We start from the raw sequence: 15111 nt of genomic DNA, 5'->3' as shown, positions 1-15111 counted from the left end.
CGCAGAACCGTACGGCACCGTGATTTCGCGCTGATCCACCGCTACTCGGCGGTGACGACGACCTCCGTCGCCTCGCATCCCGGCGCGGTCGCGGTGAGGCGGATCTCGCCGCGCGCGGTGGGGCGCAGCACGGCCAGCGCGCGGCCCTCGTACGTGCGCCGCTCGGTGGCGTCGAACCGCTCCTCCGTCGACGGGTCGGCGCTGCCGAAGCCCAGCAGGACCCCGGCCCCGGAGACCTCCACGCTCACCGGGCGGTCGGCGCCGGTGTGCGGGGTGCCGTGCTCGTCGGTCAGGGTCAGGGTGACGTAGGCGAGGTCGCCGCCCGTCGCCCGGATCGCCCGGCGGTCCGCTGCGGCGGTCAGGCGTACGGGGGTGGTGGCGGAGCGCAGGCTGCCGCGGCCGGTCTCGTGTCCGTCCCGGTAGGCGACGGCGAGCAGTTCGCCGGGTTCGTGAACGGTCTCGAACTCGGTACGGAAGCGGTGCTCCTCGCCGACCGGGCGTCGCCCGAGCGAGCGTCCGTTGACGAGGAGTTCGACCTCGTGGGCGTCGCTGTAGACCTCGACGGCCACCGGTTCCCCCTCGAAGCCGGGCCAGCTCCAACTGGAGACGCTGTCGCTCCAGGCCCACGGCGATCCCGCGAAGGTCCTGCCGTGGTGCTCTGGCCTGCGGACCGCGATGTACGGCTCGGACCGCAGGCCGAAGACGATCTCGCGGTAGTAGGAGGCGGGCCGGCGGTGGCCGGTGATGTCGATGTCGCCGCAGCCCGCCAGCAGATACGGGTACGGAGCGGTGGGGGAGGGCTTCGGCCCGCCGGGGGTGAGGTACTGGGGGCGGCCGATGCCGACCTCGCCCAGGTAGTCCCAGCCGGTCCAGGTGAAGTCCCCGATGACATGGCCGTGTTGCCTGACCAGCCGCCAGTTGCCGTCGATGCGGGTGGGGAACGTCTCGGTGCCGAGGATGATCCGGTTCGGGAACAGGCCGCGGTCCAGGGCGTAGCGGGCCTCCGCGTAGTTCATTCCGGCGACGTCGAGGACGGCGAAGGACTCGGCCGTACGCTCGGTGACCAGCTCGGAGGCGCTGATGGCGTTCATCGCGTCCCCCACGTCGGACATGAGGGTGTTGATGCCGGCGCCGTCGTCCGGTGCCTGCTCCGGTGCCCGCTGCCCCAGGGCGCCCAGCTCGGACAGGACGGCGAGCAGGCCGTTGACCGCGTTGGTGACGTAGCGGGTGGGGTCCAGGGAGCGCACCGTGTCGGCGAGTCTGCGGCCCCACGCGGCCCCCGCGGGCGATCCGGTCTCGGGGATCTCGTTGCCGATCGAGTAGAGGATCACACTGGGGTGGTTGAAGTCCTTGGCGACCATCGCCTCGATGTCGCGCTCCCACCACTCGGGGAAGCTCAGGCTGTAGTCGAACTCGCTCTTGCCGGAGGTCCACACGTCGAACGCCTCGTCCACGACGAGCATGCCGAGACGGTCGCACGCGTCGAGCATCGCCTTGCTCATCGGGTGGTGCGACATGCGGATCGCGTTGAACCCCGCGGCCTTGAGGATCTCCACGCGCCGTTCCTCCGCGCGGGCGAAGGTCGCGGCGCCGAGCACCCCGTTGTCGTGGTGGACGCAGGCGCCGCGCAGTTCCACCGTCCTTCCGTTGAGGCGCAGGCCGTGCTCCGGGTCGAGTTGGAGCGTACGAACCCCGAAGACGGCGGCCGCACGGTCCACTTCGCCGCTCCCGTCCTTCAACGTGACGTCGCAGTCGTACAGAGCCGGCGTGTCCGGGCCCCACAGCGAGGGTTCGCGTACGTAGAGACGCTGCCGGGCGGACGCGGGCTCCCCGGGCAGCACCGTCAGCTCGGCCGTGTCCGTGGCGACGACGGCTCCGGAGGCGCTCCGTATCTCGGTGACGACCTCGACCGTCCGGATCTCGATCGAGTCGTTCTCCACCGTGGTGACCACCTCGACCACGGCCCGCTCCCGGTCGACGTCCGGAGTGCTGATCCTCGGGCCGTCGGGCTGGATCCGGACGACGTCTCCCACGAACAGCCAGGTGTCCCGGTAGATGCCCGCCCCCGTGTACCAGCGGGAGTCCCGGTGGCTCCGGGCCTCGACGCGGATCTCGTTGTCCTGGCCGAAACGCAGGAATCGGTCCGCGTCGATGTGGAAGTGCGAGTAGCCGAAGGGGCGTTGCCCCGCGTACGTCCCGTTGATGAACACGGTCGCGTCGCGGTACACGCCCTCGAACTCGATGAAGATCCGCTTGCCCCGGTACCCCTCGGGAACGGGGAAGACCTTGCGGTACTCGAAGACCCCGCCGGGGAAGTAGGCCCCGGCGCCGCCCTCCATGGTGACCTGGCCGTCGGGAGCGGTCCGTCGCTGACCGATCAGCGCGTCGTGCGGCAAGGTCACCGGACGGAAGGGAACCGACGGGCCCGACAGTTCGGCGAAGGGGTTGACCTTGGGGCGGGCCTGCCAGCCTTCGTTGAAGGACGTGCCGATCATGTGGGCTCCATGAGGTGTCGGGCCTGGCGCGGGTCTTCGGGGTGGCCGGAGCGTAAAATCTATCACCCTAAAAATTTGACGACCAGGTGGCCGTTCACTCCTTCGTCGCGCCCGCGAGCATGCCGGAGACCAGCGCGCGCTGGGAGAAGAGGAAGACGACGAGGACGGGCACGACGGTGATCAGCGCGGCGAGAGCCAGTTCCGGCCGCATGATCTGGTTGCCGACGCCCGCGGAGGTGTTGAAGACCGACGACGAGGAGAGCAGATTGTTCAGCCCCACCTGCGCCGGGTACCGGGAGCTGTCGGGCAGCATCACGAACGGCAGGAAGAAGTTGTTCCAGTTGGCGACGGAGTTGAAGAAGCCGACCAGCGCCACGACCGGCTTGGCCAGCGGCAGGGCGATGAGCCGGAAGACCTGCCACTCCGAGCAGCCGTCCACACGCGCGGCGGCCAGCAGGTCGGCCGGGAGGTTGGAGGAGAAGTAGATGTACGTGAGGTAGACCCCGAACGGGAAGAACGAGAAGGGCAGGATGACCGACCAGACCGTGCCGTCCAGGTGGACGGCGTTGACCCCCAGGTACAGCGGCAGGACCAGCGCGGCCGAGGGCATCAGCATCACCAGCAGGGTGGTGGTCAGCAGCAGCCGGCGGCCGATGAACCGGGTGAGCGCCAGACCGTATCCGGCGGGTATGCCGGTGACCAGGGTGATGACCAGCGCGCCGAAGGTGTACAGGGCGGAGTTCTTCAGCCAGTCGAGGATGGCCCCGTCCTGGAAGCCGTACAGGTGGTGCCAGGTGTCGGCGAGCCGGTCCAGGGAGCCGAGGGAGAACGGGGCGCCGCGCAGGATCTGTCCGTCGCTCTTGGTCGGAGCCAGCAGCAGCCAGATCACCGGCAGCACGAAGAACAGCAGGAAGAGGCCGAGGACGATGATCCACGCGGTGCGGGCGGCCACGCTCTTCGGGCGCGTCCCTCGTGGCCCGGTGGGACGGCCGGAGTCGGTGCGGGGCGCGGCGGCCGTGCGCCGGGCCCGGTCGGTGGAGGAGATGAGCGTCATGGCGGCCTCTCAGTCCCGGTCGAACAGCCCGGCGCGGAAGACGACGAGTGCCGCGCAGCCGAGCCCGAGGAGGAGCAGGTCGACCGAGAGCGCGGCGGCGCCGTTGAAGTCGCCCGCCTGGAAGGCGTACTGGTAGGAGAGCTGGTTGGGGGACCAACTGTCGGGGATCATGCCCCAACTGGCCGTGGAGACCAGTTGCGGTTCGACGAACAGTTGGGTGCCCGCGGCGAAGGCGAGGATCAGCATGTACGCGATCCACTTGGTGAGCATCGGGATCTGGATGCGCAGCGCGATCTGCAGGGTGCTCGCGCCGTCGATCCGGGCCGCCTCCAGGATCTCGTCGGGGATGTTGTTGAGCGCCCCGTACATGATCACGATCCAGCCTCCGGCCCCGGTCCAGAAGGCGATGACGGTGAAGAGCGCCGGCAGATGGCCGGGGGAGATGACCTGGGCGAGGGTGTGCCAGCCGAGGGCGTCCAGCAGCCCGCCGACCGGGCTGGAGGCCGGGTCGAGCAGGATGAGCCACAGCAGCACACTCGCCACTCCGGCGAGCGCCCCGGGCAGGTAGAAGAGGAACCGCAGGGCCGAGGCGGTGCGGCGCATCCGGCCGTGCAGCATCAAGGCGAGCAGCACGACCAGGACCATCAGCACGACCAGCCAGATCAGCAGGTACAGCCCGATGTGGACGAAGGCCGGGCCGAAGCGGTAGTCGGCGAACGTACGGGTGAAGTTGCCCAGTCCGACGTACTGGCCGCGGGAGTTGGTCAGGGCCAGCCGGACGGCGTACACGGTGGGCAGGACACCGAAGGCGAGCAGCAGCAGGACGTAGCCGGAGACGAAGAGGTATCCGGCGCGGCCCACCGGGTTGCGGGCGCCGCGGTCACCCCGCTTCGTCCGGACGGCGGAGGGGGCAGAGGGGGCAGAGGGGGCGGAGGCGGCGTGGGCGGCTGGGGTGGCTGGGGTGGCGGTCATGGGGGCGCCTCACCGCTCGACGGTGTAGCCGAGGGACGTGGCCTTGTCGGTGATGGCGGTCTGCCAGTCACCGAGCGTATCGGCGAGCGATTTCCCCGAGTTGAGAGCGGGGACCACGGTGGAGGCGTAGATCGCCTCCTGGCTGTACCGGGTGGCGGACCAGCCCGGCCACACCTGTTCGGCGGCCTGCTGGAGGGTGCCGCCGATGTCTTCCGCGAAGTAGCCGGTCCTGGCCTGGTTGGCGAGCCAGGCGGTGGCCGCCTTCTTGGAGGCGGGATAGGTGCCGGCGGTGGCCTGGTAGTCGTCGGAGGTGGTCATCCAGGTCACGAGGTCGGAAGCCGCCTTGAGGTTCCTGCTGTGGGAGGAGATGAACCACAGGCCGCCGCCGACACTGCCGGTGTAGTTCGTGGTGTCGCCCGCGAACTTCAGGGGAGCGGCCGCCGCCATCCGGCCCGCGGGAGTTTTGAAGGTCGAGTGGAACAGCACCTGGCCGTACCAGGAGGGGCCCGGGAGCATGAGGACCTTGTCGGCCTTGTTCTTGACGAAGCCGGCGCTGAAGACGGTGTCCTTGGAGACCGATCCCTTGGCGATCAGACGGTCGAGCAGCCTGGCCATCCGGGTGCACTTGGGGTCCTCAAGGTTCACGGTGACCTTCCGGCCGCCGGTGACGGTGCTCGCGGGACAGCGGCTCGCCCAGAAGTACACCTCCGGTGTGTACGAGTCACCGGCGGTGCCGACGACATGGCCCGGGTGCTCCTTCGCGACCTTCTCCCCGAGGGCCTGGTACTCCTCCCAGGTGGTCGGGACCGTGTACCCGAAGGCGTCCATCAGCTTCTTGTCGTACCAGAGGACGTTCTGGGCCAGGTCGTTGCGGACACAGTAGGTGTCGCCGTTGAACACGCACGGGTCCAGGGCGCCGTCGGCGAAGCCGCTGAGCGTGGACTTCGGGACGATGTCGCGGTTGACGGGGGCGGCGTACGGCGTCCTCCCCTGGGAGGCCCAGGTGGCGTCGTTGACGTTCGCGCTGAAGGCGACATCGGGCCAGCCGCTGCCGGTCCGGTCGAAGAGCTGAACCTTTGTCTGGAGGTCGTTGGCCCCGTTGGCGTCCCCGCTGTACGTGACGATCTTCATCTTCACGTCCGGATGCGCCTTCTGATAAGCCTTCACGCCCGGCACCCGGGTGGCGTCCGCCCAGACCGTGATCGGGCTGTCCGCTTTCTGGGGCACGGGAGAGAACGCCGCGGCGGGCCCGTCCGCCGTGGGGGTGGGATCCGCACTGGCGCACCCGGCCAGCGGGAGCAGACACAGGGCGCCGAGCGTCGCGACGGCGCGAGTGACACGGGGACGAGAGGAGTTCCGAACACCGTTGTTCATGGATGACCTCGTTTTCCGCTGGGACGCGGGACGATCGTGCGGGAGGAAGAAGGGCAGGGGAGGAAAAGGGCAGGGTAGAGGGAGAGGCAAGGGACGGGGCGGGACGGGGAAGGGGCGGGGCGCCCGGTGGTCAGGCCCTGGGCGGGGTGGCCGTCTCCGCGTCGACGTACGGCTGGAGGACGGCCGGGTAATCGAGTCCGGCGGGCAGCGCGACACCGGGGCCGGTGGGCGCGTGGACGGTGCCGGTGGCGTCGATGCCGCTCTCCCGGCTGATGGGGTTCCCCATCACCAGTGACTCGTAGTACGTCGTGTTGGAGATGGCCATGCACAGGTGCCGGTTGGGGATCTCGGGCCCGTGCACCTCGGCGCGCAGCCGGAAGGCGTCGGCGAGGTGGGCGGTGCGCAGGGCGCCGGTGAAGCCGCCCCGTAGCTGGGTCGAGGCGCGGACGCCGAAGGTCGCGGCGCCCGCCTGGATGAAGTCGGCGGAGTTCATGTGCGCCCCGTCGGAGGTCTCGGCGACGAGCAGGGGCACGCTCACCGCGTCCGCCAGCCGCCGGTACGCGGTGACGCTGAACTCGCGCATCGGTTCCTCGTACCAGAGGTACCCGGCGTCGGACAGGGCGTTGCCGACATGGACGGCGTCGGGCAGATCGAAGCCCGCGGAGCCGTCGAACATCAGCGGGACGTCGTCGCCGACATGCTCGCGCAGCGCCACGGACAGCTTGGCGTCGCGTCGCGCGTCGCCCCAGGCGTGCAGCTTGACGGCCGGGTAGCCGAGCTCCAGCGCCTGGTCGGCGATGTCCAGGTACTCCGCGACGCAGGAGTAGGTGACGGTGGAGGCGTACGCGGGGATGGAGGTGCGGTAGCCGCCCAGAACCTCCCAGGTGGGCCGGTCCGCCAGGCGCCCCGCCAGGTCCCACAGCGCCGTGTCGACGAGGCCGAGCAGGTACAGCGGCAGCTCCTCGGTGCGGTCCAGTTCCCACAGCCGGTGCCAGAGCCATTCACGCCGCAGCGGATCCTGCCCCACCAACTCCTCGCGCAGCACCCGGTCCAGCAGGTCCGTCAGCATGAGGGCGGAGCCGCGCCGCGGGCTCATCGCCACACCGTCGACCCCCTGATCGGTACGGATGTGCAGTACGGCGGCCTCGCCTTCCGGCGGGCTGCCCCGGAGACCGTGCCGCCAGACGAACGGCGGGTCGGCGGCGGGAACACGGATCGGATAGCTCACGACATCGGTGATACGCACGGTGTCCCACCTCACTGAGAAGTGAAAATGCCTCGGTAACATAAGTCGTCATACGAATCCGGTCAAGGTGTCGAGGGCTAGAATGCGGGCACGCATCGGCAGCGGAGGGGGCGGTCGCCATGACGGAGACGGACACGGACAGCGGTGGTGACCCGACCCCGCTGCGGCCCTGGCTCAGACGGCCCGCCCGGCTGGCGTACGCCGTGGTGGAGGAACTCGCCGACCGGATCGTGGCGGGCCACTTCCCTCCCGGCTCGGCGCTGCCCATCGAACCCGAGCTGTGCGCGACCTTCGCGGTCAGCCGCACCACCGTCCGTGAGGCGGTCAAGGCGCTGGAGGCCAAAGGGCTGGTCCGTGCCAGGCAGGGGTCCGGAACCACCGTCACGGCGCAGGAGGACTGGAACCTTCTGGACCCCGTCGTCCTGGCCGCCACCTTCCGGCACGACGACCAACTCGTGGTTCTCGACCAGCTCGTCGGCGTGAGATCGGCGCTGGAGTCCCAGATGGCCGCCCAGGCGGCGGTCCTGGCGACGGGGGACGATCTGCGGGCCATGGAGGAGCTGCTCGTACGGCTGGACGCGGAGGCCGTGGCCCCGTACCGCTTCATCGAGACCGATCTCCTCTTCCACGGCCGGATCATGGAGGCGTCACGGAACCGGCTCGCGAGCTCCATCGTCCGCAGCGTCCACACCCAGGCCAGGACCACGTCGCTGTACAGCGGCGCACCCGATGTCCGGGCCTGTGAACTGGCCAACGTGGAGCACCGGCACCTGATGGAGCGTCTGCTCGCCCGGGATTCCAAGGGGGCCGCGCAGGCCATGACGTCGCACATCGAGGACGCCTGGCAGCGGCGCCGTTCCCCGGCCGGCCGCCGGTCGACGGGGTAGCCGTCGCCCCGGACGAAGTTACCGCGCGGTATCTCTTGCCGCTATTCATATGACGACTAATGTAACCGCCCGCCGGTTCCATCTCCGTCACCGGAAGGTGCCACGTGCGGTTCATACGTTCATTCCCCTCGTTCCAGGACCGGTTGAGCCGAGCCTGCCTGACGGCGGCCGTGGCCCTCGCGACGGTGACCGCGACCGCGCTGGGCCAGGCGACACCCGCCTTCGCGGCGCGGGCGGCGACCGTCCATGTCGCCCCCGACGGCCGCGGCACCGCCTGCTCGGCGGCCCGCCCCTGCGCGATCGGGCAGGCCAAGGCGAAGGTGCGGACCCTCAACTCGCGTATGAGGGCTGACATCGTCGTCCAGCTCGCCGGCGGTACCTACCGGCTCTCCGCGCCGCTGACCTTCACCGCGGCCGACTCCGGCACCAACGGACACACCATCACCTGGCAGGCCGCGCCGGGCGCCCGGCCGGTCCTGTCGGGGGCGCGGAAGGCCACCGGCTGGAGCAGGCAGGACCCCGCGAAGAACATCTGGCAGGCCGAGGTCGGCACCGGCTTCGACTTCAGGCAGCTCTACGTCGACGGAGTCCAGGCCACCCGCGCCCGTACCGAACTGAGCCGCTCCGACCTGACCGCCGACGCCGACGGGTACACCTTCACCAGTGGCGGACTGGCGTACCTCAACAGCCTCGCCGATCCCGGCCGTACCGAGATCGACGCCCTCGGCTCCTTCACCAACCGCTACTCCCCGGTGGCGGGCATCCACGACGGCGTCATCACCATGGAGCAGCCGGCCTGGAACAACAACACCTTCGGGTACGACACCATCACCGAACCCTTCAGAAAGGGGCCGCTGTACATCGAGAACGCGTACGAGTTCCTCGACACGCCGGGCGAGTGGTACCTGAACACCCGCACCGGGACCCTGTACTACAAGCCCCTCCCCGGCCAGGACATGTCCACCGCCGACGTGGAGATGCCCCGGCTGGAGTCACTCCTCTCCGTCGGCGGCACCTACCGTGCCCCGGCGACCCGTATCGCCTTCTCCGGACTGCGGTTCTCGCACACCAGTTGGCTCCGGCCGTCCACCGGCCAGGGGTACGCCGACCAGCAGACCGGCGCGTTCCTCGACGGCACCTGGGACCGCCCCTCCGACGCGCTGAGCTCCTGCCAGTTCGGCTGCCGGCTCTTCGAGGCGACCCGCCCCCACTGGCGCCAGATGCCCGCCGCCGTCCAGGTGTCGGCCGCCTCCCACATCACCTTCACCGGGAACCGGTTCTCCCAGCTCGGCCAGGTCGCCCTCGGGATCGGCAACGACGCCAACGCCCACACCACGGGGGTCGGGCTCGGTGCCGACACCATCAGTGTGACCCGCAACGTCTTCACCCAGGGGGCGGGCGGCGGTGTCGTCGTCGGCGGTGTCCGGTCCGACGCCCACCACCCCGCGGACCGCCGTATGACCAACCGGTCCATCACCATCGGCGACAACGTGATGCGCGACCTCGCGCTGGACTACCGTGACATGACGGCCGTGCTGGTCACCTACGCCACCGACACCACCGTCGAGCACAACGAGATCCACGACCTCCCCTACACCGGCATCGCGATCGGCTACGGCTGGGGCGCCAACGACCCCGGGGGCAGCGAGGACTACCTCAACCGCGGGCTGTACGACTTCCAGCCCCGCTACACCACCCCCACCACACTGAGGAACGTCCGGGTCACCGGCAACCACCTGCACGACGTGATGCGACGGATGGACGACGGCGCCTGCATCTACACCCTCTCCGACGCGCCGTCCACCCGCATCGACCGGAACTACTGCGCCGACAACAACGGCCACTACGGCCTCTACCACGACGAGGGATCACGCGGCTACGCCGACAGCGGCAACGTCTTCCGCGACACCGGAGACTGGGCCCACGAGAACCACAACCCCACCAACAACACGGGCGCGCTCACCCTGACGGACAACTGGACGAGCGACGGCTCCCTCAGCCTCCGCGACGGGGAGCGCGGCAACACGGTGACCGGAACCGTCGTCGTCGGCGACGGCGACTGGCCCGCCGCCGCCCAGCGGGTCATGGAGAATGCCGGAGTGCGCCCCGAGCGACCCGCCCGGCCCGCCCGACCCGCCGACGAGGGAGCGCGGAGCCCTGACCAGTGACCCTGTAGCGCCGGGGCGCCCCTCGCGGGGCGCCACCCTGGCCGACCTCGCCGAGGTGATCACCGCCCGGCGACTCGCCCTGGCGCAGGCCGCGTTGGCGGCCATGCGGGCGGAGATCCCCGGCTACGCGGCGATCTCCGACGAGACACTGCTGGACGACGTGGTCACCCATGTGCGCAAGGGGAACGACGCGCTCGGCCTCAGCCTGGCGGATGCCCGGCCGGCCGGCGACGAGGACGTGGCGTTCGTCCGCCCGCACGCCGCCCGCCGGGCCCGACTGGGCGTGTCACTGGCCGACTTCATGCACGCGGTGCGCATCACCCACCGCACGATGTGGGAGGCGACCGCCAACTGGGCCGCGGGCAGCCCCGGGAGAGGCGATGTCGCCCTCGAAGCGGCCGGGCTGGTCATGGAGTTCTTCAACCGGGCCAGCACGGTCGCGGCACAGGCATATCTGGACGCGGAACAACTCCTGGCCGTGGAGGGCGACCGTGTACGCCGGGACCTGCTCGAAGACCTGCTGGCGGGCCGCGAACCCGCGCCCGGCCCCCGTCTCAGCGCGGCGACGCGGGCCGGTCTCAGCCCCGACACACCGTGCGCCGTGGTCACCGCGGTCCCGGTGGCCCCGCTGTCCGACGAGTACGGCCTCCGCTCCGCCGCCGCACTCCTGGGACGAGCCGTCGGCGAACCGGCCCGGGTGCTGACCGTTCTGCGGCAGGACGAGATCGTGATCGTACGGGCCCTCCGTGACGTCGCCGGAGAGCTGCCGACGGAGCCGGTGAGATCCGCCCGGCAGACCCTGGCCGACCGGGGGGTACCGCTGGCGATCGGGATCAGCACCCGCCACGCCACCGTCGCCGACCTCGGGACGGCCTACCACGAGGCGGTCACCCTGATGGGCACCCTGCCCGGGAGCGGTGGTGTCGTCTCCCTGTCCGAGCTGCGCGTCCTCGACTATCTGACACTGCGCGCTGACGAGACCGTCGCCCGTATCATCCCCGCCCGGATACGGGACTTCGTGACCGGCGACCTGCGCGCCGGAGGCTCGCTGATCAGGACCGTGGAGTGCTTCGCGGACAACGACCTGAACGTGCGGGCCGCGGCGCAGGAGCTCGGGATCCACATCAACACCGCGCACCACCGGCTGGCCCGCGTCGAGGCGCGCACGGGATGCGCCCTGCGCCGGCTCGCCGACCTCCAGGAGCTGCTGATCGCGATCAGGCTCCTCTCCGGTGGTGGCCCCGCGATGTGATCCGATCACAACGGAACGCGCCCACCGTTGGGTTCCCCACCCGATGACCCGTGGCGCACGGGCTACCTAGTCTTTCCGTCATCGAACCCGCGCACCGAAACGGCGGCGCTGTCGAGGACGAGACGGACGGGGACCGAACGAGATGGCCGATTCCACCGCACCGCCCGCGTCCGTGTGCCAGGCGTTCCAGCGCACGGCGGCCGTCGGTCCGGACGCGATCGCCCTCCGTACCGTAGGCGGCGCCAGCACTGTCACCTGGCGTGAACTCGCCCACGAGGTACGGGTGTTGGCCGCGAGCCTCGCCGGTCTGGGCATCCGGCGGGGGGACACCGTCGCGCTGATGATGTCCAACCGGACGGAGTTCTACCCCGTCGACCTCGCCGTCCAGCACCTGGGGGCCACCCCCTTCTCCGTGTACAACACCCTCGCGCCGGACCAACTCGCCCATGTCCTGCGGAACTCGGGAAGCGGAACGGTGGTGTGCGAGGCGCGGTACCTGGACACCGTACGGAGCTGCGGCGCGCTCGTCGAGCACATCGTCGTGGTGGACGACAACACATCCGGTACGGACGGCACCGGTGCGGACGGCACCGTGCTCACCCTGGAGGCACTGCGCCGACGCGGCCCGGCCGACGACCGGTTCGACTTCGAGGCGACCTGGCGGTCCGTACGGCCCGACGACGTACTGACCCTGATCTACACCTCGGGGACGACCGGCGTCCCGAAGGGCGTCGAGATCACCCACGCCAATCTGCTCGCCCAGGCCGCGGGCGTGACCCAGGTGCTGGACTTCCGGTTCGGCGACCGGATCACCTCCTACCTGCCGTCGGCGCACATCGCCGACCGCTTCACCGGCCTGTACGCGCTGGCGCTCTTCGGTGTGCAGATCACCGTGGTCCCCGACATCGGCCGGATCGCCCAGGCGCTCCTGGACTGCCGGCCGACCATCTGGGTGTCCGTGCCGAGGATCTGGAACAAGCTCAGGCGAGCCGTCGAGGACGGCGTCGAGCGGGACGGCGACGAGACGCGTCGGAGGACCGTCGTGCGGGCGATCGCCACGGGGACCCGCCGTACCCGTCTGATCCAGGCGGGCGAACCGGTCGGGGCGGAGCTCGCCGCCGCGTACGCCGCAGCCGACACCGCGGTACTGTCCGGCCTGCGGGACGGCCTGGGGCTCGAACAGGTGCGGTGGGCCGTCTCCGGGGCGGCGCCCACCCCGCCCGCGACCCTGGAGTTCTTCGCCTCCCTCGGCATCGCCATCTGTGAGGGCTGGGGGATGTCCGAACTGAGCTGTTTCGTCGCCGTCAGCGCGCCCGCGCGGGCCCGGTTCGGCACGGTCGGCGAGTTGTTGCCGGGCCTGGAGGGGCGCCGTGCGGACGACGGCGAGTACCTCGTGCGCGGGCCGTCACTGATGCGGGGATACCGCGACGACCCGGACCGGACCCGCGAGGCGGTGGACCGGGACGGCTGGTTCCACACCGGCGATGTCGTCGTGGCCGACGAGGACGGGTACCTGACGATCGTCGACCGCAAGAAGGACCTCATCATCAACGAGGCTGGGAAGAACATCTCACCCGTGGGCGTGGAGACCGCCATCGCCTCCGCCTCCTCCCTCATCGGTACGGCGGTGGCGATCGGCGACGACCGCCCGTACATCACCGCACTGCTCGTCCTCGACGCCGGGGCCGCCGCCGCCTTCGCCACCACGCACGCCCTCGATCCGGACCCGCGGACGCTCGTCCGCTCGGCCCCGCTGATCGACGCCCTGGCGACGGCGGTGGCCGCGGGCAACCGCCGGTTGTCCCGCGTGGAGCAGGTCAAGCGGTTCACGGTCGTACCCGCGTACTGGGAGGGCGACAGCGACGAGCTCACCGCCACCATGAAACTCAGACGGCGGAGGGTCGCCGAGAAGTACGCCACCGGCATCGCCGCCCTGTACGCCGACCCGCCCGCCGCCGACGTCCACCGGCCGGCCGGCCACTGACCGCACGACGTACCCGTACTCCGCCCCGGAGTCGGGCACAGCACATGCCGTAACGGGGGAGGAGAAACAGGAGGTAAGAGTGACCCGGTGGAAACCCCTGACCGACCCGGACCGGACAGGCCGCGCGCGGTACCGGCGCGGAGCCCGCGGACGGTGGCTCGGTGTTCTGGTGGTGCTGACCCTGGCGTTGGGGCTCGGCACGGCGCCACGCCATGACTCCGTGGCGGCCACGGCCACGGCATCCGACCGGCCGGTCCGTACCTGCGAAAGCCTCACGCGGCTGGCCTTCCCGGACGGCACCAAGGTCACCAGCGCCTCGCGGACCACCACCGCTCCCGTGCTCTGCAACGTCACCCTGGTGATCCCCGAGAGCAACGGCGTGCTGATGGCGTTGCCCGTGGACCACTGGAACGGCCGCTTCCAGGGCAGCGGAGCCGGCGGCTACGGAGGCTGGCTGGCACCGGAGCAGGTGCTGGGCGCCGCGCGGGCCGGCTACGCGAGCGCGGGCACCGACGGCGGCCACTCCGGCTCCCCCCTGGACGGCTCCTGGGCGTGGTCCCCGACCGGGATGAACACGTCGCTGATCGAGGACTTCGCCTACCGGGCGGCCCGCGAGATGACGGTCAAGGGCAAGGCGATCACCGCCGCCTACTACGGACGCGCCCCCGAGTACTCCTACTGGAACAGTTGCTCCGGCGGAGGACGGATGGGGCTCGCGCAGGTCCAGCGCTACCCCGAGGAGTACGACGGGATCCTGGCCGCCGCCCCCGCACTCCACCCCGACCGCTTCGTACCCGCGGCGATGTGGCCGCAGGTCGTGATGCGGGAATCCGGCGACTTCGTGCCGCAGTGCACGTTCGAGGCGTTCACCCGCGCGGCCGTCGAGGCGTGCGACGGCCGGGACGGTGTGAGGGACGGCGTCATGAATCCGCAGACCTGTCGCTTCGACCCGGCCGAACTCGTGGGCCGGCAGACTCCCTGCGGCCCGATCACGGCCGAGGACGTCACCGTGATGAAGCGGATCTGGGACGGGCCACGCCGCCCGGACGGCTCGCGGCTGTGGTACGGAATCCCGCAGGGGGCGCCCCTCAGGTACGCCAACACCTCGGAAACCGACGGGCTGCCGGACCCGCTGCCGGGCGACTGGTTCACGTACTGGCTCGCCAAGGACCCCAACTGGGACTGGCACACCCTGACCACCGCCAACTTCGCCACCTCCTTCGAGCAGTCCCGTCGTGAGTACGGAGACCTCCTCGCCACCGACGACCCCGACCTCGGCGAATTCCGCGACAGCGGCGGGAAGATGATCCTCTGGCACGGCTGGGCGGACGAGGTGGTCATGCCGCAGGGAACCGTCGACTACTACACACGGCTGCTCGGCACCATGGGCGGCAAGGCGAGGACCGAGCGCTTCGCCCAGCTCTTCATGGCACCCGGCGTACAGCACTGCATCGGCGGTCCGGGCGCCTCCCCGGCCGACCCGATGGCGGCCCTCGTGAAATGGGTCGAGCGGGGTCAGGCCCCCGACACCCTCCTCGCGCGGAACGGCGACACGACCCGTCCGCTGTGCCGCTGGCCGGCCGTGGCGCGCCACACCGGACACGGCAGCACCGACGACGCCGCCAACTTCCGCTGCTCCACCGCGTGACACCGTGTCGGGCGGCCCGCCAGGGGTGGGC

Annotated in this window: 10 protein-coding genes; 5 read left to right on the top strand and 5 right to left on the bottom strand. The window is 70.6% G+C overall.

The genetic code is table 11. The annotated features are described in order from the left end of the window. Positions 1-41 precede the first annotated feature (41 nt). The 5 genes from ACIO3P_RS31210 to ACIO3P_RS31190 form a co-directional block, all read right to left on the bottom strand. Complete coding sequence (locus ACIO3P_RS31210; protein ID WP_401849924.1) at positions 42-2495, bottom strand: glycoside hydrolase family 2 TIM barrel-domain containing protein; 2454 nt, start codon at positions 2493-2495, stop codon at positions 42-44. A 94-nt stretch (positions 2496-2589) separates the two neighbouring features. Then, entirely contained in the window at positions 2590-3549 is a 960-nt protein-coding gene (locus ACIO3P_RS31205; protein WP_329826652.1) for a carbohydrate ABC transporter permease, read from the bottom strand. A gap of 9 nt (positions 3550-3558) precedes the next feature. Next, positions 3559-4521 (bottom strand): carbohydrate ABC transporter permease, encoded by a 963-nt coding sequence (locus ACIO3P_RS31200; RefSeq protein WP_401849922.1) that lies wholly within the window; start codon positions 4519-4521, stop codon positions 3559-3561. A gap of 9 nt (positions 4522-4530) precedes the next feature. Beyond that, positions 4531-5895, bottom strand: coding sequence for an ABC transporter substrate-binding protein (locus ACIO3P_RS31195; RefSeq protein ID WP_401849921.1), 1365 nt, complete (start codon positions 5893-5895; stop codon positions 4531-4533). 130 nt (positions 5896-6025) lie between these two features. After that, positions 6026-7141, bottom strand: a complete 1116-nt coding sequence (locus ACIO3P_RS31190) for an enolase C-terminal domain-like protein (RefSeq protein WP_329826656.1) — start codon at positions 7139-7141, stop codon at positions 6026-6028. A 119-nt stretch (positions 7142-7260) separates the two neighbouring features. Here ACIO3P_RS31190 and ACIO3P_RS31185 point away from each other — a divergent pair, with 119 nt between their 5' ends. The 5 genes from ACIO3P_RS31185 to ACIO3P_RS31165 all read left to right on the top strand — a co-directional run bounded on the left by ACIO3P_RS31185 (position 7261) and on the right by ACIO3P_RS31165 (position 15080). Then, on the top strand, positions 7261-8028 hold the full coding sequence (locus ACIO3P_RS31185; protein ID WP_401849919.1) for a FadR/GntR family transcriptional regulator: 768 nt from the start codon (positions 7261-7263) through the stop codon (positions 8026-8028). A 143-nt stretch (positions 8029-8171) separates the two neighbouring features. After that, complete coding sequence (locus ACIO3P_RS31180; RefSeq protein WP_401849917.1) at positions 8172-10196, top strand: right-handed parallel beta-helix repeat-containing protein; 2025 nt, start codon at positions 8172-8174, stop codon at positions 10194-10196. After that, on the top strand, positions 10120-11448 hold the full coding sequence (locus ACIO3P_RS31175) for a PucR family transcriptional regulator (protein WP_401849915.1): 1329 nt from the start codon (positions 10120-10122) through the stop codon (positions 11446-11448). Before ACIO3P_RS31180 ends, ACIO3P_RS31175 begins: the two co-directional genes overlap by 77 nt. Positions 11449-11590: 142 nt before the next feature. Continuing rightward, on the top strand, positions 11591-13432 hold the full coding sequence (locus ACIO3P_RS31170) for an AMP-binding protein (RefSeq protein WP_401849914.1): 1842 nt from the start codon (positions 11591-11593) through the stop codon (positions 13430-13432). Between the two features lie 79 nt (positions 13433-13511). Further along, positions 13512-15080 (top strand): tannase/feruloyl esterase family alpha/beta hydrolase, encoded by a 1569-nt coding sequence (locus tag ACIO3P_RS31165; RefSeq protein ID WP_401849912.1) that lies wholly within the window; start codon positions 13512-13514, stop codon positions 15078-15080. Positions 15081-15111 lie beyond the last annotated feature (31 nt).

It is taken from the genome of Streptomyces sp. NPDC087310, from assembly GCF_044744405.1.
GTDB lineage: Bacteria > Actinomycetota > Actinomycetes > Streptomycetales > Streptomycetaceae > Streptomyces.
This window is presented reverse-complemented; position numbering and strand designations above follow the sequence as displayed.

Excerpts from the sequence above, each read along its gene's own strand:
- ACIO3P_RS31210 (WP_401849924.1), bottom strand. The coding sequence starts at position 2,495 with ATGATCGGCACGTCCTTCAACGAAGGCTGGCAGGCCCGCCCCAAGGTC.
- ACIO3P_RS31205 (WP_329826652.1), bottom strand. The coding sequence starts at position 3,549 with ATGACGCTCATCTCCTCCACCGACCGGGCCCGGCGCACGGCCGCCGCG.
- ACIO3P_RS31200 (WP_401849922.1), bottom strand. The coding sequence starts at position 4,521 with ATGACCGCCACCCCAGCCACCCCAGCCGCCCACGCCGCCTCCGCCCCC.
- ACIO3P_RS31195 (WP_401849921.1), bottom strand. The coding sequence starts at position 5,895 with ATGAACAACGGTGTTCGGAACTCCTCTCGTCCCCGTGTCACTCGCGCC.
- ACIO3P_RS31185 (WP_401849919.1), top strand. The coding sequence starts at position 7,261 with ATGACGGAGACGGACACGGACAGCGGTGGTGACCCGACCCCGCTGCGG.
- ACIO3P_RS31175 (WP_401849915.1), top strand. The coding sequence starts at position 10,120 with ATGCCGGAGTGCGCCCCGAGCGACCCGCCCGGCCCGCCCGACCCGCCG.
- ACIO3P_RS31170 (WP_401849914.1), top strand. The coding sequence starts at position 11,591 with ATGGCCGATTCCACCGCACCGCCCGCGTCCGTGTGCCAGGCGTTCCAG.